This is a genomic window from Pedobacter frigiditerrae (genome assembly GCF_032678705.1).
In the GTDB taxonomy this organism is placed as follows: Bacteria; Bacteroidota; Bacteroidia; order Sphingobacteriales; family Sphingobacteriaceae; genus Pedobacter; species Pedobacter frigiditerrae_A.
Genome location: NZ_JAVTSS010000002.1, coordinates 760,202 through 783,948 on the forward strand (window position 1 = coordinate 760,202; position 23,747 = coordinate 783,948).

At 34.7% G+C, this 23,747-nt stretch carries 22 protein-coding genes; 14 read left to right on the forward strand and 8 right to left on the reverse strand.

Translation table 11 applies throughout. From position 1 onward, the window contains the following. The first annotated feature begins 133 nt into the window (after window positions 1-133). The 10 genes from R2Q59_RS13905 to R2Q59_RS13950 all read left to right on the forward strand — a co-directional run bounded on the left by R2Q59_RS13905 (window position 134) and on the right by R2Q59_RS13950 (window position 8,693). Window positions 134-571 carry a MarR family transcriptional regulator gene (locus tag R2Q59_RS13905; RefSeq protein WP_316785920.1) on the forward strand — a complete coding sequence of 146 codons (438 nt, stop codon included), beginning with the start codon at window positions 134-136 and terminating at the stop codon, window positions 569-571. 64 nt (window positions 572-635) lie between these two features. Continuing rightward, window positions 636-3,053 (forward strand): outer membrane beta-barrel protein, encoded by a 2,418-nt coding sequence (locus R2Q59_RS13910; protein WP_316785921.1) that lies wholly within the window; start codon window positions 636-638, stop codon window positions 3,051-3,053. Between the two features lie 200 nt (window positions 3,054-3,253). Next, window positions 3,254-3,721: a hypothetical protein gene (locus R2Q59_RS13915; RefSeq protein ID WP_316770010.1), complete on the forward strand. Its 468-nt coding sequence runs from the start codon at window positions 3,254-3,256 to the stop codon at window positions 3,719-3,721. 48 nt (window positions 3,722-3,769) lie between these two features. After that, complete coding sequence (ruvX, locus tag R2Q59_RS13920) at window positions 3,770-4,186, forward strand: Holliday junction resolvase RuvX (RefSeq protein ID WP_316785922.1); 417 nt, start codon at window positions 3,770-3,772, stop codon at window positions 4,184-4,186. A gap of 5 nt (window positions 4,187-4,191) precedes the next feature. Then, window positions 4,192-4,824 (forward strand): O-methyltransferase, encoded by a 633-nt coding sequence (locus R2Q59_RS13925; RefSeq protein ID WP_316785923.1) that lies wholly within the window; start codon window positions 4,192-4,194, stop codon window positions 4,822-4,824. A 96-nt stretch (window positions 4,825-4,920) separates the two neighbouring features. Beyond that, window positions 4,921-5,622, forward strand: coding sequence for a glucosaminidase domain-containing protein (locus R2Q59_RS13930; RefSeq protein ID WP_316785924.1), 702 nt, complete (start codon window positions 4,921-4,923; stop codon window positions 5,620-5,622). Further along, window positions 5,622-6,473 (forward strand): glucosaminidase domain-containing protein, encoded by an 852-nt coding sequence (locus R2Q59_RS13935; RefSeq protein WP_316785925.1) that lies wholly within the window; start codon window positions 5,622-5,624, stop codon window positions 6,471-6,473. The genes R2Q59_RS13930 and R2Q59_RS13935 overlap by 1 nt, the downstream gene beginning before the upstream one ends. A gap of 49 nt (window positions 6,474-6,522) precedes the next feature. Beyond that, entirely contained in the window at window positions 6,523-7,290 is a 768-nt protein-coding gene (locus R2Q59_RS13940) for a hypothetical protein (protein ID WP_316785926.1), read from the forward strand. Continuing rightward, window positions 7,287-7,637, forward strand: a complete 351-nt coding sequence (locus R2Q59_RS13945) for a hypothetical protein (protein ID WP_316785927.1) — start codon at window positions 7,287-7,289, stop codon at window positions 7,635-7,637. Before R2Q59_RS13940 ends, R2Q59_RS13945 begins: the two co-directional genes overlap by 4 nt. 63 nt (window positions 7,638-7,700) lie before the next feature. Next, window positions 7,701-8,693 carry a DUF3078 domain-containing protein gene (locus R2Q59_RS13950; RefSeq protein WP_316785928.1) on the forward strand — a complete coding sequence of 331 codons (993 nt, stop codon included), beginning with the start codon at window positions 7,701-7,703 and terminating at the stop codon, window positions 8,691-8,693. A gap of 76 nt (window positions 8,694-8,769) precedes the next feature. Here R2Q59_RS13950 and R2Q59_RS13955 read toward each other — a convergent pair whose 3' ends face one another. The 3 genes from R2Q59_RS13955 to R2Q59_RS13965 all read right to left on the reverse strand — a co-directional run bounded on the left by R2Q59_RS13955 (window position 8,770) and on the right by R2Q59_RS13965 (window position 13,843). After that, complete coding sequence (locus R2Q59_RS13955) at window positions 8,770-11,199, reverse strand: DUF5916 domain-containing protein (RefSeq protein ID WP_316785929.1); 2,430 nt, start codon at window positions 11,197-11,199, stop codon at window positions 8,770-8,772. A gap of 203 nt (window positions 11,200-11,402) precedes the next feature. Next, window positions 11,403-13,484, reverse strand: a complete 2,082-nt coding sequence (locus tag R2Q59_RS13960) for a M56 family metallopeptidase (RefSeq protein WP_316785930.1) — start codon at window positions 13,482-13,484, stop codon at window positions 11,403-11,405. Beyond that, window positions 13,481-13,843: a BlaI/MecI/CopY family transcriptional regulator gene (locus R2Q59_RS13965; RefSeq protein ID WP_316770026.1), complete on the reverse strand. Its 363-nt coding sequence runs from the start codon at window positions 13,841-13,843 to the stop codon at window positions 13,481-13,483. Before R2Q59_RS13965 ends, R2Q59_RS13960 begins: the two co-directional genes overlap by 4 nt. A gap of 336 nt (window positions 13,844-14,179) precedes the next feature. Between R2Q59_RS13965 and ffh the strand changes: the two genes are divergently transcribed. The 4 genes from ffh to R2Q59_RS13985 all read left to right on the forward strand — a co-directional run bounded on the left by ffh (window position 14,180) and on the right by R2Q59_RS13985 (window position 18,513). Continuing rightward, on the forward strand, window positions 14,180-15,520 hold the full coding sequence (gene ffh / locus R2Q59_RS13970; RefSeq protein ID WP_316785931.1) for a signal recognition particle protein: 1,341 nt from the start codon (window positions 14,180-14,182) through the stop codon (window positions 15,518-15,520). A 340-nt stretch (window positions 15,521-15,860) separates the two neighbouring features. Then, entirely contained in the window at window positions 15,861-17,399 is a 1,539-nt protein-coding gene (locus R2Q59_RS13975) for a YifB family Mg chelatase-like AAA ATPase (protein WP_316770029.1), read from the forward strand. Between the two features lie 143 nt (window positions 17,400-17,542). Beyond that, the gene (locus R2Q59_RS13980) at window positions 17,543-18,088 is read left to right on the forward strand and encodes an REP-associated tyrosine transposase (protein WP_316785932.1); all 546 of its coding nucleotides are present in this window, start codon (window positions 17,543-17,545) and stop codon (window positions 18,086-18,088) included. A gap of 176 nt (window positions 18,089-18,264) precedes the next feature. Next, window positions 18,265-18,513, forward strand: coding sequence for a hypothetical protein (locus R2Q59_RS13985; protein ID WP_316770033.1), 249 nt, complete (start codon window positions 18,265-18,267; stop codon window positions 18,511-18,513). Window positions 18,514-18,519: 6 nt separating this feature from the next. On the opposite strand, the gene R2Q59_RS13990 is transcribed toward R2Q59_RS13985, so the two are convergent. The 5 genes from R2Q59_RS13990 to R2Q59_RS14010 form a co-directional block, all read right to left on the reverse strand. Further along, window positions 18,520-18,750, reverse strand: coding sequence for a hypothetical protein (locus R2Q59_RS13990; RefSeq protein ID WP_316785933.1), 231 nt, complete (start codon window positions 18,748-18,750; stop codon window positions 18,520-18,522). Between the two features lie 5 nt (window positions 18,751-18,755). After that, window positions 18,756-19,844 carry a metallophosphoesterase gene (locus R2Q59_RS13995; RefSeq protein WP_316785934.1) on the reverse strand — a complete coding sequence of 363 codons (1,089 nt, stop codon included), beginning with the start codon at window positions 19,842-19,844 and terminating at the stop codon, window positions 18,756-18,758. A gap of 14 nt (window positions 19,845-19,858) precedes the next feature. After that, window positions 19,859-20,119, reverse strand: a complete 261-nt coding sequence (locus tag R2Q59_RS14000; protein WP_316785935.1) for a hypothetical protein — start codon at window positions 20,117-20,119, stop codon at window positions 19,859-19,861. Window positions 20,120-20,183: 64 nt separating this feature from the next. Then, window positions 20,184-20,756, reverse strand: a complete 573-nt coding sequence (locus R2Q59_RS14005) for a TlpA disulfide reductase family protein (RefSeq protein WP_316785936.1) — start codon at window positions 20,754-20,756, stop codon at window positions 20,184-20,186. Window position 20,757: 1 nt separating this feature from the next. Continuing rightward, on the reverse strand, window positions 20,758-23,598 hold the full coding sequence (locus R2Q59_RS14010; RefSeq protein ID WP_316785937.1) for a TonB-dependent receptor: 2,841 nt from the start codon (window positions 23,596-23,598) through the stop codon (window positions 20,758-20,760). Between the last annotated feature and the right edge of the window lie 149 nt (window positions 23,599-23,747).

Here is a 23,747-nt window from a genome sequence, read left to right on the forward strand (position 1 = left end):
CGATTTGCGTATAGAGAAATGGTTTGAATCCCTACTGGTCGCAGTACACAATACTCAAATCCCAATACGCTTTGTAAAATATTAGTTGATATATCAATTATTAATTTCGCATTTATAAATTTGCTGTAGAATTATGGAAAAGTTAAACAACACCCTGCTTTATACTTTAGATAAATGCTTTAGGACTTATAATCAATTTGCGCAAAGAAATGTTCGCAAAGCTGGTTACGACATCACTATTGACCAATGGTTGATTTTAAAGAGTGTTGCCGAAAACCCAGACATTACTCAAAAGGATATTAGTAAAATTGTATTTAAGGATAATGCTTCGATTACAAGAATCATTCAATTATTAATAAAACAAGGATTTTTAACTAGAGAAGTTCATCCCTCAGATAGGAGAAGAGTAAACTTAACGCTAACCGAAACTGGGAAAAAGATAACAATTGATGTAAATGAAATCGCCATCAAAAATAGAGCTGCGGCTTTAGAAGGTATCGACGAACAATCAAATAGTTTGATGAGGGATTTACTTCAAAAAGTAATAGAAAACTGTAATAATGGCGCTTAATTGATGCCGAATTAAACCAACACACACCAAACAAACCAGCCTGCGGCAGGCAGGCATGCATGATATGAAACCTATTTTTAAAACCTTATTATTCTTTTGCTGCTTGGCAATTAGCAATAATTTATTTGCACAAACTAAAGCAATAAGCATTCTAGTTTTAGATGAACAGCAAAAACCAATTGAAAATGCAACTGTAGAATTACGCAAAGCCGATAATCAAGTTTTGGTTAAAGCGGCAATTACAAGCAATAAAGGTAGTGCAGATTTTCAATTAGTTGATGGAAAATATATTGCAAAAGTGAATGCTTTAGGCTATGCGATTAAAAATAGTGAAGCGTTTCAGGTTCCATCAACAACAACTAATATTACGGTTAACTTAACAGCGACCAGCAAAAACTTAAATGAGGTTGCAGTTACTTCACAACGACCTTTTGTGCAAAGAACACAGGGAAAAACTATAGTAAATGTTGATGCAGGCGTAACCAATGCTGGCACAACCGTTTTAGAGGTTTTAGAGAAATCTCCAGGTGTTATGGTTGACAGAAATGGTGGTATCAGTTTACAAGGGAAAGCCAGTGTTTTGGTAATGATAGATGATAAACCCACTTATCTTTCTGGTGCGGAGTTGAATAATTTGCTAAACAGCATGAGCTCATCGCAAGTTAATCAGATTGAGTTAATTACAAGTCCGTCGGCTAAATATGATGCGAGTGGAAATGCAGGAATCATTAACATCAAAACTAAAAAGAACAGGCAAGAAGGTTTTAACGGGAATTTATCAACCAATGTTGGACAAGGAAAATATTTAAAAAGCAATAACTCTTTGGTGTTAAATTACAGGAAAGGTGTTTTTAATACCTTTTTAAATTACAGTTACAATTACAATAAAGGGTTCACCTCTATTTATGCTGACAGGAAGTATTTTGATAGTACTGGATTAACAATTGCAAGATTAGACCAGCCATCTTACTTAGGCAATAAGGGAAATAACAATACACTAAAAACTGGGGTTGATTTTTATGCATCGCAAAAAACAACTTTCGGCTTAACACTTACGGGGACCATTGTACAACGACGAGGAAAAGGAGATGCGGTTGCCACTTGGCTAAATGCTCAAAATGCGGTTGACTCTGCAATTACTACTTATAGTGGAAGTGATTTCAAACTGAGAAATGGTGCCATAAACGTTTACGGAAGGCATAACATCAACAAAACACAAGATATTGGCTTTGATGTTGATTATTTGAGATATGGAATTGACAATGATCAAAATTTTCAGAACATAAGAACAGGGACAGTAAATTATAACCAAGGTTCTAGAGGCGATATTCCTTCTAAACTGAAAATATTCGCAGCAAAGGCTGATTATACTTTACAAATTGGAAAAGATGCAAAGTTTGAGGCTGGCGCAAAAACATCGAAAATTAATACAGACAATACAGCTGCTTATGAGTTATTTGATGGTGCCAATTGGACAGCCGATTTAAAGAAAAGCAATCACTTTTTGTATGAAGAAAACATCAACTCTGTTTACACCAGTATTGAACATAAAATTAATAAACTTAGTTACCAATTAGGTTTGCGTTATGAAAATACACAATACGATGGTAACCAGTTAGGAAATTCGGCACAAGCAGGAAGTACATTCTCTAAAAAATATGACAATTTGTTCCCATCAGGATATATTTCTTATCAAGTAGATTCTGCTAATTCGTTTTCTTTTACCTCAGGGCGAAGAATTGACAGACCAGCTTATCAAAAGCTAAACCCTTTCGTTTTCATCATTAACAAATACACTTACCAAAGAGGAAATCCGTTTTTCTTGCCACAATATACTTGGAACTTTGAGTTAAGTCATTCATTTAAACAAGTGCTAACTACGGCTGTTTCTTACAGCAACATCAAGAATTATTTTTCGCAATTATTCTTATCTGAAGGAAATGATATTTTGGTTTATACAGAAGGAAACGTTGGACAAATGCACAATTTAGGTATTTCTGTTTCTACGCAGGTTTCTCCTTTTAAATGGTGGTCGTTAACTGCACAAAGCAATTTTAATTATAAAAAACTAAGTGGTTATCAAAACGTAAACTATACATCTTCTGTTAAACAATTGCACACCAGCATGAACAACCAGTTTAAATTGAGCAAAACTTTAAACGGAGAAATCTCTGGATTTTATACCACTAAAAACCGTAACGATTTACAGGAATTGTTATCGCCAACTGGCCAATTATCTGCTGGTTTAGCGAAAATAGTTTTAAAAGGAAAAGGTACTATTAGGCTAACGGCTAGAGATATTTTCTACACACAATCCATGGAAGGCGTAACAGATTTTCCTAGAGCAAGTGAATACTTCATTTTATGGAGAGATAGCCAAGTTTTAAATGTTGGTTTTAGCTATAGATTTGGCAAACCATTAAAAGCTGCAAAACGTAGTACGGGTGGCGCTGGAGATGAAATTAATAGAGCGGGAAGCTAGTCAGTTGCTAGTTCAAATTCGTCATTGCGAGGGTCGATTTTCCATCGCCCGAACCAATCTCATTTTTTAATTATGGTGCCATTGCAAAGGGGGAGATTGCTTCGTGCCTCGCAATGACGCTCTTGGCGCAGAGCCAAACAGCCTTAACTTAATAGCTTTTCTCTTTGGGACAACAATTCTAAAATCCGTAAATTGCTCTTATGAAGGAAGAAAAGTGGCTGCTCAGAAAATCATCAGGCTCTAAATCGAAGTATAAAGTAAAAGGCGATTACGCCGATGGCAAGGTTTCTGATTTGAATTTACTTGATGAGTTACCAATACGTGAAAGCGTTAAAACATCGCACTCTTTTTTAGATACAAGCTTGGTTAAAAAGTGGCTAAATAATTATATTGACCAAGATTTCGATTTCGTTTATGCTGAATTTATCAAACGAATACAGCCTAAATATTTAGATGAATACAAAGAGTGTATCTTTTGGTATGCTGAGCCAAAAGCCAATGTAAGTTTTGATGAAGAGGGTAATGTTTATGGAAAATTTATGGGTAAAGCTGTAAAGCTACCTAATAGCATTTCTAGCAAGTTTTATGTAGATCCCGCAACCAATTTACTTAAGAAAATCCCCGACCATCAATTTAAAAGGGAAAAGATTACCTATAAGGATTATTGATAATTAGCTAAAAATCCAGTTTCGCTAAAAGTCTTATCTTTGACAGTTATGGCACGTATACTTGCTTTTGATTATGGGACTAAACGTATCGGCATTGCCGTAACCGACCCTTTGCAAATTATTGCGACGGGATTGGATAATGTACATCCAAAAGACATTGTCAATTACCTTAAAAAATATATGCTCACTGAGCAAGTTGAGGCTTTTGTTATTGGCGACCCTAAACAAATGGATGGCACCCCTTCAGAATCTGCCCAACACGTTAAAGGCTTTTCTACCATTTTAAAAAAGAACTTTCCTACTATTCCACAACATTGGATTGATGAGCGTTATACTTCTAAATTAGCCACACAAACCATTATGCAAAGCGGATTAAAAAAGAGCGATAGAAGAGACAAAGAGAGAGTTGATACCATTGCCGCCACTATAATTCTGCAATATTTTATGGAAAAACCACGTTTATAAGCAAAATGATTAGCGAAGAACTACAAAATTTACTCTTAAATTATTGTGAACCTGAAGACGAATTGCTTCAGCATATTGACAGGGAAACCAACCTAAAAGTTTTAATGCCCAGAATGTTAAGCGGGCATTACCAAGGTAGGGTTTTGAGCATGTTGAGCAAAATGAATAACCCTAAACGGATTTTAGAGATTGGCACTTTTACTGGTTATGCAACCTTATGCTTTGCTGAAGGTTTAACAGCCGATGGGATTATTTATACGCTAGATATTAATGCAGAACTAGAAGAAATGGTTCGTGCTAATTTTGCTAAATCTCCTCTAAATTCTAAAATTAAATACATTATCGGCGATGCCCAACAAACTTTAAAAACCCTTAATGAAGAAGTTTTTGACATGGTGTTTATTGATGCCGATAAAAAGAATAACGGTACTTACTACGATTTGGTTTTTGACCAAGTTAAGCCCGGCGGAATTATCATTGTGGATAATGTGCTGTGGAGTGGAAAAGTGTTGAGCAATGCACAAGATAAAGACACCAAAAACATTAGTAATTTTAATGACCAGATTGCCGCAGACAACAGAGTTGAGAAATTAATTCTGCCTGTAAGAGACGGTCTATTTGTGATAAGGAAGAAGTAGTTTAACCCATCATTGTGAGGCACGAAGCAATCTTAAAGCGAAAAGGTTCTTCAAATGAGATTGCTTCGTGCCTCGCAATGACGTAATTTACAAACAATGAAAAGAGTATTTACTTTCTGTTTATTCATTTTAATTCTCTCGAAAGTTAAAGCACAATCTACCGAAGATTACATTGCCGAGCATGTTAACCATGCACAAGAGTTAATGAGGATTCATCAATTACCTGCAAGCATAATTCTAGCAGTTGCCATACATGAATCTGCAGCAGGAAAAAGCAAGATTGCCAAATATTTAAATAATCATTTTGGGGTAAAAGGAGAGAATAGCAATACAGAAATAAGGTCGTCTTATCGAGATTATCCGACAGTAGATTCTTCTTATAATCACTTTGTGGCGTTTTTGCATAGCAGAAGTTATTTTGACGTTCTTTTTAGTAAATACGACCAATACGATTTCAAGAATTGGGCAAGAGGAATACAACGTGGAGGCTATGCAAGTAGCAGAACTTGGTCATCGCAGGTTATTGCATTAATAAACAAATATCAGCTTTATCTGTATGATGAAAGACCGGATGATTATATGGAAACCGTGCTACCTGTTGCTGAAGTTGCGGTTAAAAAAACGACCAATAGAGGCAGGGTAAAACCATCAACCAAAAAAACAAATATTTATACTGTTAAAAAAGGCGATAACTTAAATAAATTAGCCGAACGAACTGGAACTACATCCGCAGCGCTGATGAAGAAAAACGGATTGAAATCAGCTGCCCTACAACCTGGTCAGAAACTTAAATTATAATGAAGAAAACCCTCCTATTTTTGGCCATTGCCATTGTCTTTTTTAGTTCTTGTAAGTCGAGGCAATATAGCCGCAACAATAAGCAAATTGAAAAGACTGCAAATAAAGAAAATCCGAATTTCACTACCTACACAACACTTAGTTATATAGAAGCTTTTAAAGCTGTAGCAATAGAAGAAATGAATAAATACGGGATTCCGGCAAGTATAACTTTAGCACAAGGAATTTCTGAATCTGGTAGTGGGAACAGTACTTTGGCTAAATATGCGAATAATCATTTTGGCATTAAATGTACGTCTGATTGGAAGGGAAAGGCCTATTACAAAGATGACGACCAATCTAACGATTGTTTTAGGGTTTATAAAGATGCGAGAGAATCTTACAAAGACCATTCAGAGTTTTTAAAACGTAAACGTTATAGTTTCCTTTTCGAACTCGATAAAAACGACTACAAAAACTGGGCAATTGGTTTAAAAACTGCCGGTTATGCCACTAATCCGAAATATGCTGACATGTTGATTGGCATTATTGAAAAGTATAAATTAAATCAATATGATTCGCCAGAATCTGAAAGTGAGAAAGTTGCGAGAGAAGACCGTGTTTTTACAGAGATAAATGCAAATATTCCTGTCGACAAGAAAAAATTTACACCTGTAAATGTTGCCCCAAAAGACCCACCTACTTCTGCAATTACTACAGCACCTGCCGATGGTTATTATGTGGTAAAACAAGGCGATACCTTATTTAAAATATCTCAACTTTTTAAACTAACGGTTGATGAATTGAAGGCTTTAAATAAAATGACTGACAACAATATCAAAATTGGTCAAAAACTATTGGTAGTTAAATAATGTTAAGATAGCTAAACCTTATTTGCTTATATTGTAATTTTGTAAGCTGATGAAATCCTTAAGCCTATTTCTTTTTATGCTATGCTGTTGTACTCAACTCTTTGCCCAAAATAAAGCGGTGCAAGGTTTTGTGGTAGACAAGGATAGCAAATTACGATTGGCGAAGGTTTACATCTACAATCCATCATCAGACGAAGGGATTTACAACAACAATAAAGGAGAGTTTACAGCAACGGCGAAGATTGGTGACACCTTATTTGCTGCTTTGAGTGGCTATGGGATGGATACCGTAATTTTTAAAGGTCAAAGTGCTATAGTATTTCAATTAAAATCGTTGAGCATCAAACTCAAAGAAGTTAAAATTTACGGCAAAACACCTACTCCACAAGAACAATATTCAATCCTTAAAAAAGATTACAAATATCAATTAGATAAAGGTAGTACCAAAGATTTATTTACCATGGGACTCGACAGAGTTGGTTTAGGTATCGATGCCATTTACAATTTATTAAGCCGCCAAGGAAAAAACGCTAGGCATTTGCAAGCTATTTTAGAACGAGATTATCGAGAAGAAATCATAGATTATCGTTTTAAACCAGATTACGTAAAAGCGCTAACCTCTGCCAACGATGCAGAATTAAAGGATTTTATGTCACAGTATCGTCCAACTTACCAATTTACTTTATCTGCATCGGAATATGCATTTGTTTTGTTCATCAAAAACAGCTATGCTTCTTATAAAAGAAACCCATCTTTATTAAGGTTGCCAAGTTTACCTAAGGTAAACATTCCTAATCTGAGCTATCAAAATCAATGAGGTATTGGTTATTAATTTTACCAAAATTGCCAGCTAACGCAATGGCAATATTCCCCTTCATCTTACTTAAAAAGGCATCACAACAAAAAGATGTAGTGTTAATTAATCATGAGAAAATTCATTTACAGCAACAGCTGGAATTATTAATTCTTCCATTTTATGTGCTTTATTTACTAAACTATTTCATCAACCTTGTTATTTATAAAAACCATTACAAAGCTTATTTTAACATCAGTTTCGAAAGAGAAGCTTATAGCTTTGAGGGAGATTTAAATTATTTAACTAAAAGGAAATTATACCATTGGGCTAAATTCTTCGTTAAGAGCTCGGGAGATCGTTTAGGATAAAGCAAAGACGACAAGTATAAAAAACTTTTATTCCGTTTAATTTTTGTTTTTCTTTGCAATAGAATGAAGAAATTACTGTTTACCTTTTTAACCTTATCTGCTTTTTCTTTTCGTTTAGCTGCTCAAGAAGTAGACACAGTTCCTATTTCTACCAAAGGTTTAGATATCAAATTAAAACGTAGCCCCCTTCCGTCTCGAATTGGAACTATACAATTTAAACCTGTTAATCTAACTCCTGCATTGGTTAATGCCAAAGTAAATTACTGGAAAACCAGAACTTCTGTAGGCATAAATATAAATCAAGCTGCATTTAGCGATAACTGGAAAGGTGGTGGGGTAAACTCTTTAGCCATAGGCGGATTAATCAATTACAAAGCGGAATATAGTAAAGAAAGTTATAGCTATGCGAGTGAGGTAATTTTGCAATATGGGAAGGTGAAAAACAAAAGTCAGCTGCAAAAGAAAACAACAGACAGGATTTATTGGGATAATAAAGCTGCTGTGCAATTATCTAAAAACTGGTATTTCTTTGGTTCGATGAATTTTGAATCTCAGTTCGACAAAGGTTTTTCATACAGCAGGGATGCGCAAGGAAATGAAAAAGAAAACTTGCTTTCGAAGTTCATGTCACCTGGATATTTAACCGAATCAATCGGTTTTGAATACAAGCCAAATAAGTTTTTCTCTACTCGAATTGGTACAGGAACAGCTCGACAAACTTTCGTGTTAGATACCGCACTTTATAGAACCAATCCGAAAAATTTCGGGGTAGAAAAAGGCAAAACAATTAGAAATGAGTTGGCATTTCAGGTGGTGATGAATTATGAAAAGGAAATTTTTCAAAACGTAACACTAAAAACCAAATACAATATGTTTATCCCTTATGATAATTTTGGGCATATCGACCATAGGCTAGACATTAACGTAATTGCGAAAATTAACCGGTTCATGAACGTTTCTATAACGGGTGTTGGTTTATACGATAGAGATACCGATTTAAAAATACAAGGTTCACAAACTTTGGCGCTAGGATTGGTTTTTGCATTTCCTAGATAATTGGTTCATCGGTTCAATGGTGTCATTGGTTCATTAGTAAGTTAAACCCAATGAACCAATGACACTAATGAACTAATTACCCTTTCTTCTTTACCAAGTTCAAATAATCGATGTAATATAATATCTTGATAGATAAACTATTATTTTGTGGGCTAGAAAGAATATTATAGAAGTTTCTGCCGTAACGTTTGGTTAAGAATTTATCGTTGGTTTCTGCTGCATCTTTGTAAGTGATACTTAGCTCGCTACCTGGAGAGAAAACCCAAGAATACGCTAAATCAATGTTGAAAACATTATAATTTCTATCTACATTTTGTAAAGCTGGACCTGTGTAAGCATTCAATCCACCAGCATTGTTTAAAGCAAAAAACTCTTTGTTTCTTCTATCAGACCAGTAATGTCTAACTCCTAAACGAACGCCCATTTTATTGCTAAAACTGTATTTAGCATCCATTGTATTTTCAACTGTGTTTCTATCATATCTAGAGAAAACAGATTGAGCTCCATTAAAGCCAACCCAGTTTACAAAGTTGTAACTCGGATTATAATTAAGGTCCAAACCAAATGCTAGTTTATCGCTAACTCTATAGTTTTGGAAAAAGTAATAATTGTAGCTAACGCCATCAAACATTGCCTTTTTAATTCTCACTATATTTCCGCCAAAATTATACGCTTTTGCTCTGTTTGGATTAACATAAATAGCCAATCTGTAACTTTCTGGTGCTTTGTAAACCTGACCATTTCTAGATTCGTAAAAATCATTGGATTCGGCTAACCAATTCGCATTTATCTCTGTCGACCATTGGTTTTTAAATTGGATATACATTCCAGGGAAAATTCCAAAGCTTTGGAAATCGCCAGGCTTAAATCTTCTTGAATATTCTATTTCAGTCCAAGCCTGAATAGAATTATACCATTTACCAGGTTTATATTTATTGTAAGCAAAATTTATAGACTGGTCAAAAAAGTTATTGTTTGTATAAAAACCCATATCTGATGGGTCAAATTTGGTGTCTGCAAACTCTTGTTCATAGTTAAAGGTAAAGGTTCCACTTTTCTTTCCTAATTGAAATTGATAACTGTAACCATTACGGTTTTCTTTAATTGGGTCTGCAGTAACATAACTCATTTTACCTGCTCCATCAATAAAGTAAGCGTTATTTTTATCGTTGAAATTAAATAGAGCTGCACTAACATTCGCATCATAAGCACTTCCTTGCCTCAAAACGTTGGTATTAATTACACTAACCGAACTGTTATTCTTTAAGGTTTGGTCTAAAACAAAAATATTATAATTCGTTAATGGCTGACTTTCAAACTTGCTCCTGTTCCCAGCCGCATCTTCAACTTCTGTGTACATTTTATTAGTGATGGCATTAAAAACCCCAATACCCAAACCTTTAGCCGTACGACCAGAAATTTTTGTTGCATTTAGCACTTTCCCTTCTTGTGGGTCTTTAATTACTTTATCTGTAGACTTTAATCCACTTTTATCGAAGTAAGATGGTATTGAACCAATCCTTTTAGAATAGAATAAATCTCCTTTATTAAATAGCTCTGTTCCTTCTGTAAAAAACTGACGATTTTCGTTAAATTTTACCTCAAAAGGCGTTAAGTTCAAAACTCTATAATCACTTTGTACCTGCCCAAAATCAGGGATTAAAGTCATATCTAAAGTAAAACTCTGGTTAATACCATACTTTACATCCATACCTCCATTAATCGTGGCTTGGGTATTTTTTACGCCAGGTGTATTGTAGGGATAATGGCTAATTAAAGTAGAAACATAAGGCGAAAAGGATAAACGCAATGGCGCTTTGATACTTTTAAAACCTTCTAAAACCCCGCTCTGGTTAACAAAACCATCAACCTTTGGGTCAACGAAATTCCAAAATGTTTGACGATTGGTTCCTGTACGTTTACGAGTAATATTCATTCCCCAGTTTTGAATATCTTTACTAGAGAATCGCAAAGCAGAATAAGGGATTTTAATTTCTGCCGTCCAACCTTTATCATCAATTGTTACTTCACTTTCCCAAACAGCATTCCAAGTTTCGTCTTCTCCTGCAATAAGCGAGTATTTTGCATCAAATTGAACGCCAGCTGCAGTAACGAAAAATCCATAACCGTTTACTCCATCTAAGAAGGTGTCAAAAACAACCCCTATAAAATCGGCATTACCAATTTGGTCTCTCGAAACCAATTCATGTACCACGCTATCTGGTTTATCATACATTCTGGCCGAAACATAGATGGCATAATCATCATATAAAAATTTTACTTCCGTTCTACCTTCTTTAGTTTCAACACGGCCTGGAACTGGCCTTAACTCTATAAAATCTGTTGCAATTGGTGCACTATTCCAAACTGCATCATCTAAAATCCCATCTATTTTAGGGCTTGATGATGTTCGTTGTACTTGTACTTTCTTTTTTGGCTGTGCGTTTTGAGCAAAAGTGCTTGTAACACATAGCGCCAATATAAAACTGGTAAAAATTAATTTCATTTGTTTGTTTTGATTAAAGATTAGACACGGCTAATAATGGAAATGTTGCATCGTAACAAAAATATATTTTACTACGTGAGCAATTTTTGAGCATAGCGATGCTTGTGCAACTAAAAATCTTTTAGAAGCTGGGAACTTAAATAAATTTTGTTGGGAAATATAGAGATAGATTGCTCTGAAATTATCAAAGCAATCTATTTTGATTATAGTCCTAAAACGACTTTCTTTTCGACATACTTATTAATAGAAGTATAATTATATCCTTTCTTTTTCATTTCAGCGATATATGCTGGCGTGGTTCCAGTTGCTTTTGCCCCTACCACATTTTCAATGGTGAGATTTTTAAACCCAAGTTTTTTATACTCGTTATAATCAGCAGCAGTTAAGCCAAGTGCTTTCATAGAGATAAAAGCTTCTGAACCTAATTTACCAAGACCAAGGCTTTCAAAGCTTTTACAGTATTCTGGAGTAACGCCTAAAGATTTCATTGCCAATAGTTCTTCATCAGAAAAATTGAAACCTGCAGCTGTAAATGTTTTTACAAATTCAGCAGTTATGTTCAATGCTTTTTTTGCAATTGCCATCCCTAATTCCTCGTCGTCATCATCTTCTCCACTAGTTTTATGGTCTGTTCTGGTATTTATTTTTGGAGATTTAGTCTTGGTTGATGCCGTTTCTTTATCACTGGCATCACTGGCATTTTTAGCATTTCTTAGAAATTCTCCATCTATGCCCTGAGCCTTTAAGGTAATTAACTTACTAGCTGTAACGTTTTTATAACCAGCACTTTTGATGTCTTTTATAAATGCTGCATCTACATTTAATGCTTTTAAGGGAATAATATCTTGCAAGCTTAAATTATCCAAACCTGCGTTTTTTAATGATGCAATATATTCTCCAGTAACTTTCATTGCGCAAAGCGGAATTAAATCATTTTTAGAGAATTTGGTATAACCTTGATTTCTTAGCATTTTCACAAAATCTTTATCCAATTTTACCATATAAAAAACCATCCCATCTTTTTCTTTATTCGCGGTTACACCTTCTTTTTCAAGGAAATTAAAGAAGCTATCATCTACTTTAAATTCGTAGTTGCCCATTCCTGCATTACCATCAAATTTTCCTGTAAACTGAATCGTTCCTGCATCTCTAGTTAATGAGAAAGTTCCTTTTTCTGTGGTTGGTAAATTTTTAAATTCTGACAATAAGAATTCGCTATTGCTGTAGTTGTTATTACTTTCCTCATCTTCGAAACGGATGTTAACTTTATCATTTTTTATCGTTGCAAACCAAGTTCCTTTATTTGAAATTTGAATAAATTTATTGTTGGTTTTTACTGTTTTTGTTATTGATTTTCCAAATGCCACTGGCTCGTTAAATAGAGAAACGCACACCAATAATAAGGGAACAATACATAGATATTTCCACGTAGAGTTAATATTTGATTTTTTTGAGTTCATCATTAGTAATCTTTTTTTAAGAATTGATTGATTGTAATTTGTTGTTAAACTTGCGGGAAAGTTTGGAGCCGAAACCTTTACCAAACTCATTTGATAACTTGTTGGTTCGATATCAGAATGCGAGAGCAATTCGCTGTCTGTTAAAAATTCAAGGTTATCTTCCATCGCTTTGCGATAAAACCAAGCGAAGGGATTAAACCACTGGAATATTAATGCCAATTCGGCTAAAATAATATCGTAGCTATGCCCTTGTTGAATATGGATTTTTTCGTGGAGGATAATTTGCTGATAAGTATCCCAATCGTATTTTTCAGGATTGATAAAGATGTTGTTGGCAAATGAGCATGGCGCCTGCTCACCAGAGAGTTCAACAATTCTAAACCTACCATCTTGAATAAATGGTTTCGAATAACTTTTGTACAATAAAACACAGAGCTGAAACAGAAAATTGATACCAAAAACTGCAACACCAAGCCAATAAACCCAAAATACTACGTCTAGTACTGAAACATCTTTAAAAAATGATTCTTTTAGGTTGCTTTCTTTGGAAGGACTTACTTGAACAGTTTGAGTTGTTTCTGGATTTACTGTTTGTTCTGAACCTTGGGTTGTTGTTTTAGGTTCAAAAATCGATATTTCTGTATTCGCTTTTCTAAATGACCATTGCTGTGGTACAGGAATTAAAGGCAAGCTAAAAGAGAGAAATAAACAGCCTAATAAAACAAATCTGTTTAATGGAAAGAAAGTTTCTTTCTGTAGCAGTATTTTATAAAACAGGAAACAGCCTGCTAAAATAAGCGCAACGTTTAAGGCATAGAAAATCATGGCTTTTTAGTTTTAATAAGGTTTACGATTTCTGTTAATTCATCTTCAGAAAGATTTTGCTCCTTAGCAAAAAAGGCAAGCATACGCGGATAAGAATTATCAAAGTACTGGCTTACCACATCCTTTAAAGCGTGTTTTTGATACTCTTCTCTACTAATTAAGGCGAAGTAGCAAAACATGTTACCAACTACATCATGTCCTAAAAACCCTTTTTCTTCTAGAATTTTTACCATTGTTGCAACACTGTTGTAATGTGGTTTTGGTTCTGGAAGCATCGGAATAATATCCCTGATAAATGCTTTTTCTACATCCCAAAATGCTTGCATAATTTGTTCTTCTCTTTTTGCTAGTTTTATCATCTCCATTAAATTATAAATCAAAAGTAATACTAATTAATTAATAACAATACTAATTGATTAGTAGATAAGTAACTTTTTAGTTACTCAATTTAAAAATGGCCTTTAGAGCAATTATATGGTAGTTTTAGATGAAGTAGGATTTGCGTTAACGATTGCAGCGGCATCCTTTTTGGCTTTCAATATATTCTATTCTCGAAGAATTGGCCAAAAAGATATAGCGGAAAGCGTGTTAAAACGCCCAAAATAAGTTTGCAGTTTGGAGTTGACAGTTGCCAAGTTCTTATGGGCTTTTACCTTAAAAATTAATATCTTTGCGCTTTAAGAATTAGACAAATTATGTTTGAAAATTTACAGGATAAGCTAGACAGGGCATTTAAAGTTTTAAAAGGACAGGGAAGTATCAGCGAAATTAACGTAGCTGAAACCATGAAAGAGATTAGAAAAGCTTTATTGGATGCCGACGTAAATTATAAAACAGCTAAAACCTTTACCGATGATGTAAAAGAAAAAGCATTAGGACAAAACGTACTTACGGCTGTTTCTCCAGGGCAATTGCTAACCAAAATCATGAACGATGAGTTGGCGGCTTTGATGGGCGGAGAAGTTACTGAGCTTGATTTAAAGAGCAATCCTACTGTTATATTAATTGCTGGTTTAAATGGTGCGGGTAAAACTACTTTTACCGGTAAGCTAGCTTTACACTTAAAAAGTAAAGGTAAAAAACCTATAATGGTTGCGGGTGATGTTTATCGCCCTGCGGCTGTTGACCAATTACAGATTTTAGGTGAACAAATTGGTGTTCCAGTTTATGCAAACACCACTTCTAAAGACCCTGTTGCTATTGCTTTAGAAGGTATTGCAGAAGGTAAGAAGAATAATAATAACGTAATCATTATAGATACTGCTGGTCGTTTATCTATCGACGAAAGTTTGATGAACGAAATTTCTGAAGTTAAGGCACAAACTAAACCTCACGAGATTTTATTTGTAGTAGATGCAATGACTGGTCAGGATGCGGTAAATACAGCAAAAGTGTTTAACGACCGTTTAGATTTCACTGGTGTTGTTTTAACAAAGTTAGATGGCGATACTCGTGGTGGTGCTGCTTTATCTATTAAATCTGTTGTAAACAAACCAATTAAATTTATTGGTACTGGCGAAAAGATGGAAGCACTTGATGTGTTCTATCCAGACAGGATGGCTTCTCGTATTTTAGGTATGGGTGATGTTGTTTCCTTAGTAGAGAGAGCACAACAACAGTTTGATGAGAAGGAAGCTGCCGAGTTACAAAAGAAAATCCGCAAGAATAAATTCGATTTCAACGATTTCTATAACCAGATTCAACAAATCAAGAAAATGGGTAACATGAAAGATTTGATGGGAATGATACCTGGTGTTGGTAAAATGATGAAAAACGTTGACATTGAAGATGATGCTTTTAAAAATGTTGAAGCGATTATCCAATCAATGACTCCTTTTGAAAAAGAAAACCCAGATAGTATTCAACAAAGCAGACGTATTCGTATTGCAAAGGGTTCTGGTAACAAAGTTGAAGAAGTAACTAAGTTAATTAAGCAATTTGAAGATATGCGTAAGGTAATGAAGCAGTTTTCAAATCCAGCAGCTGCTGCAAAAATGATGAAAAATATGCCTAAAATGCCGCAAGGTAGAATGTAGGAGTGAAGACCAAAGCTTAAAGACTAAAGTCCAAAGCGAATATATAATCCCGTTGCGAAAGTTTCGGGATTTTTTTATGGGGTTTACCACCTGAGTTTATCAATACCAAAATTCTAATTGTTAGCCCGTAGATAACCGCGAATTTCGTAGATAAAATATTAAGTTGAGAAATAAAACCAAATAATGAATATTCCCTTTGCGCTCTTCGCGTCTTTGTGGTTTATCTATATTTATTTCTAAAAAAGAAAAATCTCATCGTAATAATTAAAGAATTTTCCCTGTAGTTTCAATTTTAAAAAGGAATCTATAAATCTGTTTTGCTTTGCATACATTTAAAATTATGCTTGTAAAAACCTATGGAAGCGCCGTTTATGGCGTAGACGCTTTAACCATTACCATTGAAGTAAGTATCGTGAGTGGCACCAAATATTTTGTGGTTGGCTTGCCAGATAATGCTGTAAAAGAAAGTATGTTTCGAGTAGAAAGTGCTATTCGAACTTCGGGTTACCACATGCCCAGACAAAGGATTGTAGTTAACCTCGCACCGGCGGATATAAGAAAAGAGGGCTCGGCTTACGACTTACCAATTGCCATAGCCATATTAGCTGCATCAGGTCAAATAGAAATTGAAGATTTAGATAAATACTTTATCATGGGAGAGCTTTCTATGGATGGCGGACTGCAGAGCATAAAAGGTGCGTTACCCACTTCCATACAAGCTCGAAACGATAATTTCAAAGGTTTCATATTACCTAAGGTAAACTCTAGGGAAGCGGGCATTGTAAATAATGTTCTGGTTTATGGAATGGAAACGCTAAAAGAGGTTATTGACTTTTTTAATGGGAAAGAAAAGCCAGAACCAGTTGTGGTAGATACCCGTGAAGAATTCTTTAATCAGATTAATAGCTATGAGCAAGATTTTTCTGATGTAAAAGGACAAGAAAATATTAAAAGAGCATTAGAAATAGCCGCAGCAGGTGGTCACAATGTGATATTGATTGGTCCGCCAGGGGCTGGTAAAACAATGCTTGCCAAGCGCTTACCCACAATTTTACCACCTTTAAATTTAAATGAGGCTTTAGAAAGCACAAAGATTTATTCGGTTGCAGGAAAACTTCCGGTTGCCAATGCGTTAATGACAGAGCGACCTTTTCGCTCGCCACATCATACGATTTCTGATGTTGCTTTAGTTGGTGGGGGAATGAATCCACAACCTGGAGAAATATCTTTAGCACATAACGGTGTTTTATTTTTGGATGAATTACCTGAGTTTAAAAGAACTGTTTTGGAAGTAATGCGCCAACCTTTGGAAGACAGGAAAGTAACGATTTCTAGGGCTCGATTCTCGGTTGAATATCCATCTAGCTTCATGTTGATTGCTTCTATGAATCCATGTCCGTGTGGGTTTTTTAATCACCCTGAAAAAGAATGTTTGTGTGGACCAGGAATAGTTCAAAAATATTTAAGCAAAATCTCTGGACCATTATTAGATAGAATTGATTTACATGTGGAGGTTACGCCGGTAAATTTTACAGAGCTGGCTTCATCTCGCGAAGCAGAAAAAAGTAGTTTAATTAGAGAACGTGTAATGAAAGCAAGGGCAGTTCAGGATAGACGTTTTGAAGCTAATGATGCCTTGCATTTTAACGCACAAATGAGTCCGAATATGGTGAGAAATATTTGTGTGATTGATGAAACTGGACAAGTGTTAATTAAACGAGCGATGGAAAAGTTAGGTTTATCTGCTCGTGCTTACGACCGTATTTTAAAAGTTGCCCGAACCATTGCAGATTTAGCAGACAGCGAAAACATTGAACCAGAACATTTAGCTGAGGCTATACATTACAGAAGTTTGGATAGGGAAAGTTGGGCGGGGTAGTAATGGAAAATGGAAGAGGTAAAATGGTAAATGGGCTCAGTCAAGTATGCGCTGTTTTTTGCTATTCGATATGTTCTGAAAGGCCTGAGCTATCGCACGCCTGTGGCGTGTGAAGGAAATATTAAATAAAAAAAATTGAACTAATGAGCCGTAAATATAAGTTTCATAATAAAGAGGGACTGTACTTTGTAAGTTTTGCAACGGTAAATTGGATAGATGTATTTGTTAGACCTTTATATTGCGATATTTTAGTAGATAGCTTAAATTACAGCAAACCAAATCTTGGTCTTGAATTGTACTGCTGGTGTATCATGCCAAGCCATGTACATTTAATATTTAGAGCAAAAGACAATAACCCCGATAAAATATTAGGAAGAATTAAAGAATACACCTCTAAACAGTTGGTTAAGGCAATAAGAGAAAATGGTCAAGAAAGCAGGAAAGAATGGATGCTCTGGATGTTTGAAAGAGCAGGTTCGAAAAGTAGTAATGTAAAAGGCATGCAGTTTTGGCAACACAATAATCAGCCAATAGAATTATGGAGTGCGGAGGTGATTGAACAGAAAGCAGATTATTTGCATAATAACCCAGTAGTTTCTGGTTTTATTAGCGAACCTTGGCATTGGAAATACAGTAGTGCAATAGATTATAGCGGAGGCAAGGGAATGATTGATATTGAATATTTGTAAATGCAAAATTGAAAATTCGTTTTTTATGAACACGCCACAGGCGTGCACAAGCCTTGATGTTTCATTTTACAAATCCCTTTTATCTTTAGTCTGAGCTACACTCCGTTAATAGCTCCAAAATCAAAATTCATTCACTAAATAGATTAAAATTCTTATTTTGCTAGCAAATCATAAAAATGAAAGCTCTCCTTAAATCAATTTTATTAACTTCTGGATTGCTAATTGCAATTATTAACCCTCTTTTTGCTCATGACACTGAGGTATCAAACACTGTAATTGGGAATGGAATTGGAATGGGTAGCGCACTTGCTATTGCTATCTGTTGGACAAGAACAAAATCAGTGCTTACCACCATAATTGCAGGTTTCTTTGGCTGGTTATTCGTAATCTATTATCTGTTAACAAGAGATAAAGCAGAACAATAACTCAAACTAATCTCTCTTCATATACCTATCAATCAACCTGCCCACATCCTCTACTTCTTTATTCTCCTCTAAAATTGGTTCATCAGTTTTGTAGTCGATGCGCATCCATTTATTGTTTTTGTTGCGAAGTATTTGCATATACTCTGTATCAAACTTAAAGATGGTAAATGTACTTCCCTCTTCTGGGATGACTTCGTAAATGATGCCGTTTACCTTGATGTAGAATGATTCGTCCATATTTCTTAAACTTCGGTAATTAAAGTTGATAAATCAGCTTCTTCCAAAACAATTCTTATAGACTCCTTGGCATTGTTGTATTCCCATTTAATTAGTCGGATTTTGCCTTCAGTAATTTCGATTCCCGTAATATCTCCATCACTAAAACAACAACAGCCGCTGTTAAAATAATTAGATTTTAATGCAGTGAAATTTGGCATTTCTGCACCGTAAATTCTTTCTTTTCGCATTTGTTTTCCAATCTTTTCAATTGAAGATTCATCCTTATTCTTCCTTGCATAATCTAAATTGATATATAGCCTTTCTAAATGTGTTAAGGAGTTAAAAACTGGTTGATGTGTATGACCAGTTATCAAAACTGATTGTTGTGCAGCAGCCCACTCATACATGAACTGGTTATGTTTAGATTTGAGCTGATTATTAAATGCTGGCGTATTCGGATTTACCTGGAGATAAGCTTGTAACGGAGCCCAAACATTAGAAACAAACCATTTGCTAAACCAATTTCCATCGCTCTGCAAATCGCCTTGATGGCCATGGGTTAAGAAGATTTGCAATTGATTATTGCCAATTAACGTTTGAAGTATTAATCCCTCATAGATTTTAACTTTCGAACCGTAGATTTTCTCTAGCTGAAAAGACGCCAATGGATCGTTATCCCAATACAAATCATGGTTTCCGAATATTTTGATGAAGGCGTCTCTTTTCAGAAATTCTGTTTCGAGAATGAAAGTGTCTTTATTATGTTTTTTAACCGCTTCTAAAGAATTTTCCCATAACTCTTCGCTATCGCCTAAACTAACCAATGTAAAGTTTTGCAGGTTATAATGAGCTAAAGCAGCGACGTAATTCTTCCTGCCGAAATTAAAATCGTCTGCATAGTTTTTTGCTCCCTTATGCTGGTCAGAAAAGATAATATAAGGCTGCTTATCATGAAAATCTAGCAACAATCCTTTCTTACCAGGATGAGTAATAATATGGTTAAAAAGATTTGTGAGCGCTTCATGAACACGCTCTTTTTTGGGATTGGATGCGTATTTATTCGCCATTCTGATAACGAACGCCCCAAATAGTTTTTTTAATAATTTACGCATCCAGCCCTGCTAACTTAATCTAAATCCTCGTCTTCTTCCTCTTCTTCAGGATTTGCTATATAAGCTTCAATTTGCTTTCCTATTTGATTAATTTCTTCATCATAATCAAATAATGGTAAAGCTGTTTCCTTATCAAACTTTAGCCATTGCTCGGCTGTATCTTTCTGAATTTGTACATATTCTTTTCCATCTTTAAAGATAACGTAAGTATCATTTCCCTCTGGAAAAACGGCGTAATTTATATCTCCTATTTCTATATCAAATGGTTGTATCATATTCTTTTGTTGATAGTTTATAGACAATGGACCATGGACTATTAACCATAGACCATCAACCTTGTTAATTCTTTAACTCTTTTAATTGTTTAATAAATGCTATAAATTTCGGGTTTGAATAATTTGCGGCTCCTACTTCATTAAATGAAATTCTTCCCTTCTTATCAAACACAATTGTTGTTGGTAAGGAGCCTTTAAATAACTCTCTTGGTAATTCGCTTGCAAAAGTATACACAGGCATTTGGTAACTTCTTTTATCCATATAAGTCTGTGCCTTGGAGAAATCGCCATCAGCATCAATCATTAAAAAGACAATATCGGCATCGTTTTTAAATTGTTGATGTAATTTATTTATCGAAGGCATTTCTGCCAAACAAGGAGGACACCAAGTTGCCCAAAAATTAATAAAAACAACTTTACCTTTTAATTCATTCAAATTAACAACTTTCCCTTTTGCATCTTTAAATTTAATTTGAGATAAATCTGGTGTGGCGGGTAATTTTTCGGCATTTACATCGGGTTTAAACAACCCTATTTCCATTAGTCCTCGTATCATAAATGCCTTTACTGGAGGCACAAAAAGCACCACCAATATTAGGATTACAAAAAGGACATTACCAATTATTTTTTTACTCATTTTAGTCTGCATCAACCCTAAAGTTTCTTCCTCCAAAGTTAGAGATGTTATAACTCAATCCAAATGTAAAAACTCTAGTAATTTGATTCGTTCTACTATCGATTATCGAATTGCCAGAAACATAACGAGCTAAGTTATTTCCCTGATTTAACAAATCATTGGCATTAATGTTCAAACTTAATGATTGAGATTTAAAAAACGACTTGCTTAAATTTGCATTTAACAACAATGGGTTTGTATTTGCCAAAGAGTAACCCGAATTTATCCTTTTGCTACCATTAAAGCCTACACGATAACTTTTTTTAATTGTTGCTTGAGCAGACAATGACATGTCTAAGCTTCTAACATTTCTATTGGTGGCGTTGTTGAAATCGGAGTTGTTTACACTCATGTTGTAATTCATATTTGCATAAACTGAAAGTTTCTTCAATCTCAAAGAGCTATTAAAGCCCGTTCTAAAATTGTGGGTCTTAAAAAAATTAGCCCCAGTTATTTGTCCTAGGTTGGCTAGAGCTACATCATTAAATTGATTAGCGTTTATAGAATTGTTGTTAGAGCTAAAACCATAGCTTGCATTGGCATTAATTCCAAATTTTTTCAGGTTAAACGAGGCGTTGATATTCTGCGAAATATTTACCCCCTTATTAAAACTTTTAATATTGTTAATGAATACCGCTCTGTTCGAAAGTCCGATATTACCGCCATAGGAGATAGAAAATTTATTCTTTTTAATGGGAACATTTAATACATAATTACTTCCAGCATTGTAGGTACCGTTAACATTTTCGAACCTTGTTTCTTGCTTTAAGCTATTTAAAGTATCAGGAATTAAAACCACATTATTTACGATTTCATTTTGAGTAGTCGCAAAGCTTAATCCGGTTTGTACCGAAACTCCAGACTTCGTATGCACGTAATTAAAACTTGATGAAACATTATGGCTAAACGATGGCTTTAAGTTCGGATTGCCAACCACAATATTCTGTAAATTTTGAGTGTTTCTAATCGGCTGTAATTGATAGGCTGTTGGGCTATTATTATTGCCACTATAATTAACAGAGACTGTTTTCCCTTTACTTATCGTTCTACTTAAATTAATGTTTGGCGAATAGTTGAGGTTATTATTGTTTATTTTTCGATTTAGGTTGATGTAGTTACTGCTCATAAAAGTTGGCCTTAAGTTGAGACCAAAATTGTACCTCATCTTTTTATTGTTGAAATTGTAATTAATTCCCAAAAGTTGATTGATGAACACCGAACTGGATTGGGTGCTTAGCGTATCAACGTATCTAGCCTGATTGTTAAGGTTGTCAAAAACAAACGTAGAAACATCGCTATTGCTTCGTCCAAAAGAACCATTATAGTTGAAATTTAGGCTTTGTCTGGCCAAGCTATCCTTTAGCTTTTTCAAGCCCAAACTAAAGCTAATTCCATAATTAAAGTTTAAGCTATTTCCTGTTGTAATTAAATTCCTGTTCAATACAGAATCCTTTTCTAAAACCTGTGTTAACTTATCATAATAAAGTGTATTTGTATTTATAATTCTATCCGAATTATTTGAAGAAGTGGAAATTCCCACATTGGCAGATAAGCTATTTCTTTTGTTCTTTAATATTTTAGAGAAGTTTAAGCTAGCATTAATTCTTGGCGATTTATTGGTAGACTGATTAAAATTTTTGTTGTCTTGCTTAATTACCCCTGACTGGTTATTGATAGAAGAACTGATATTATTGCCATTATTATAGGAAGCCCCAATATTTCCATTTAGGTATATTTTTTTGTTATTAAAGTTAAAATTGCTGTTTAAGTTATGGTTGTTGTTTTTGTTTTCTCCATTACTGGATGAGTTGTTGTAAAACGTACCCAACGGATTTAAGGTCTCTACTGATTGCTCATTAGCAAAGGCAGAACTATTGTTTCCACCATTATAATTAACTCCAAAATTCCCATTCTTTCCCCATTTATCATTGTGGGATAATACCAAACCTTTGTTTTGAGTTTTACCAGCACCATTATTTGATGTCCCATAATTTAGGCCCGCTGTGCTTTGTTTATTATCGCTCCATAAATTAATATTTGCACCACTGCCCATTTGGTCATTTGTACCACCGTTAATGTTAAGCGAACCAAATTTCCCTTTGTTCATACCTGGCTTGGTTACTATGTTTAACATTTTAGCAGGTTCGCCAATCTTAATTCCTGTAAAGTTTGCTTCATCGCCAAAGTCATCTATGATTTGAATTTTAGAAACAATTCCTGCTGGAAGTTTACCTATAAAGTCTTTAATGTTATTGGTAAAGAAATCTTTTCCATTAATCCGCAGCTTAACCATTTCTTTTCCCATCGTTTTCACGTTGTATTCGTCATCCACTTCTAATCCAGGGAACTGCTTTATTAAATCAGCCACGTTATCACCTTCCATAACCCGATAAGCCGCCGCATTATACTCAACGGTGTCTTGCATAATCCTGATGGGATTTGGCTTTGCTTTAATAACAACCTCTTTGAGGGTATTTGAAGAGAATTTGAGGGCGATGTCTTTGAGCTCCAGTTGTTTTTCTTTACCGAAGGAATAGTTCTTGTTAAAGGATTGATAACCCATCAATTCAACCTTTATCGAGAAAGAATCTGATTTTATCTTCGTAAAGCTGAAATAGCCTTCTTCATCTGTAGTAGTTCTTAATGTATCACTACCCATTATTAGCAATACAGGCGCATCGCTTACTGCAGTTTTACTGGTGTCGTTAACAAAGCCACTAACTCGTTTATTGCTTTGCGCCAACAGTGTTGTTGTGCATAAAGACAATAGCAATAGCAGAAAAAAGGAGTAGCGTTTTTTCAAGAGATGATGGTTTCCTTTTACAAACTTAATTTTTAGTTTTCAGCATCTTGCATCTTTTACAAAATTTAACTAAAACTTTAAGTTAGATTAGATAAACAATCATTTTCCATAAATAAATTTACAGAAATATAAAGTATTAAAAAGAGCCA

Excerpts from the sequence above, each read along its gene's own strand:
- R2Q59_RS13995 (WP_316785934.1), bottom strand. The coding sequence starts at position 19,844 with ATGCGTAAATTATTAAAAAAACTATTTGGGGCGTTCGTTATCAGAATG.
- R2Q59_RS13975 (WP_316770029.1), top strand. The coding sequence starts at position 15,861 with ATGCTTGTAAAAACCTATGGAAGCGCCGTTTATGGCGTAGACGCTTTA.
- ruvX (WP_316785922.1), top strand. The coding sequence starts at position 3,770 with ATGGCACGTATACTTGCTTTTGATTATGGGACTAAACGTATCGGCATT.
- R2Q59_RS14000 (WP_316785935.1), bottom strand. The coding sequence starts at position 20,119 with ATGATACAACCATTTGATATAGAAATAGGAGATATAAATTACGCCGTT.
- R2Q59_RS14005 (WP_316785936.1), bottom strand. The coding sequence starts at position 20,756 with ATGAGTAAAAAAATAATTGGTAATGTCCTTTTTGTAATCCTAATATTG.
- R2Q59_RS13990 (WP_316785933.1), bottom strand. The coding sequence starts at position 18,750 with ATGGACGAATCATTCTACATCAAGGTAAACGGCATCATTTACGAAGTC.
- R2Q59_RS13965 (WP_316770026.1), bottom strand. The coding sequence starts at position 13,843 with ATGATAAAACTAGCAAAAAGAGAAGAACAAATTATGCAAGCATTTTGG.
- R2Q59_RS13930 (WP_316785924.1), top strand. The coding sequence starts at position 4,921 with ATGAAAAGAGTATTTACTTTCTGTTTATTCATTTTAATTCTCTCGAAA.
- R2Q59_RS13945 (WP_316785927.1), top strand. The coding sequence starts at position 7,287 with ATGAGGTATTGGTTATTAATTTTACCAAAATTGCCAGCTAACGCAATG.
- R2Q59_RS13940 (WP_316785926.1), top strand. The coding sequence starts at position 6,523 with ATGAAATCCTTAAGCCTATTTCTTTTTATGCTATGCTGTTGTACTCAA.
- R2Q59_RS13935 (WP_316785925.1), top strand. The coding sequence starts at position 5,622 with ATGAAGAAAACCCTCCTATTTTTGGCCATTGCCATTGTCTTTTTTAGT.
- R2Q59_RS13910 (WP_316785921.1), top strand. The coding sequence starts at position 636 with ATGAAACCTATTTTTAAAACCTTATTATTCTTTTGCTGCTTGGCAATT.
- R2Q59_RS13985 (WP_316770033.1), top strand. The coding sequence starts at position 18,265 with ATGAAAGCTCTCCTTAAATCAATTTTATTAACTTCTGGATTGCTAATT.
- R2Q59_RS13950 (WP_316785928.1), top strand. The coding sequence starts at position 7,701 with ATGAAGAAATTACTGTTTACCTTTTTAACCTTATCTGCTTTTTCTTTT.
- R2Q59_RS13925 (WP_316785923.1), top strand. The coding sequence starts at position 4,192 with ATGATTAGCGAAGAACTACAAAATTTACTCTTAAATTATTGTGAACCT.
- R2Q59_RS13980 (WP_316785932.1), top strand. The coding sequence starts at position 17,543 with ATGAGCCGTAAATATAAGTTTCATAATAAAGAGGGACTGTACTTTGTA.
- R2Q59_RS13960 (WP_316785930.1), bottom strand. The coding sequence starts at position 13,484 with ATGATTTTCTATGCCTTAAACGTTGCGCTTATTTTAGCAGGCTGTTTC.
- R2Q59_RS13905 (WP_316785920.1), top strand. The coding sequence starts at position 134 with ATGGAAAAGTTAAACAACACCCTGCTTTATACTTTAGATAAATGCTTT.
- R2Q59_RS13915 (WP_316770010.1), top strand. The coding sequence starts at position 3,254 with ATGAAGGAAGAAAAGTGGCTGCTCAGAAAATCATCAGGCTCTAAATCG.
- R2Q59_RS13955 (WP_316785929.1), bottom strand. The coding sequence starts at position 11,199 with ATGAAATTAATTTTTACCAGTTTTATATTGGCGCTATGTGTTACAAGC.
- ffh (WP_316785931.1), top strand. The coding sequence starts at position 14,180 with ATGTTTGAAAATTTACAGGATAAGCTAGACAGGGCATTTAAAGTTTTA.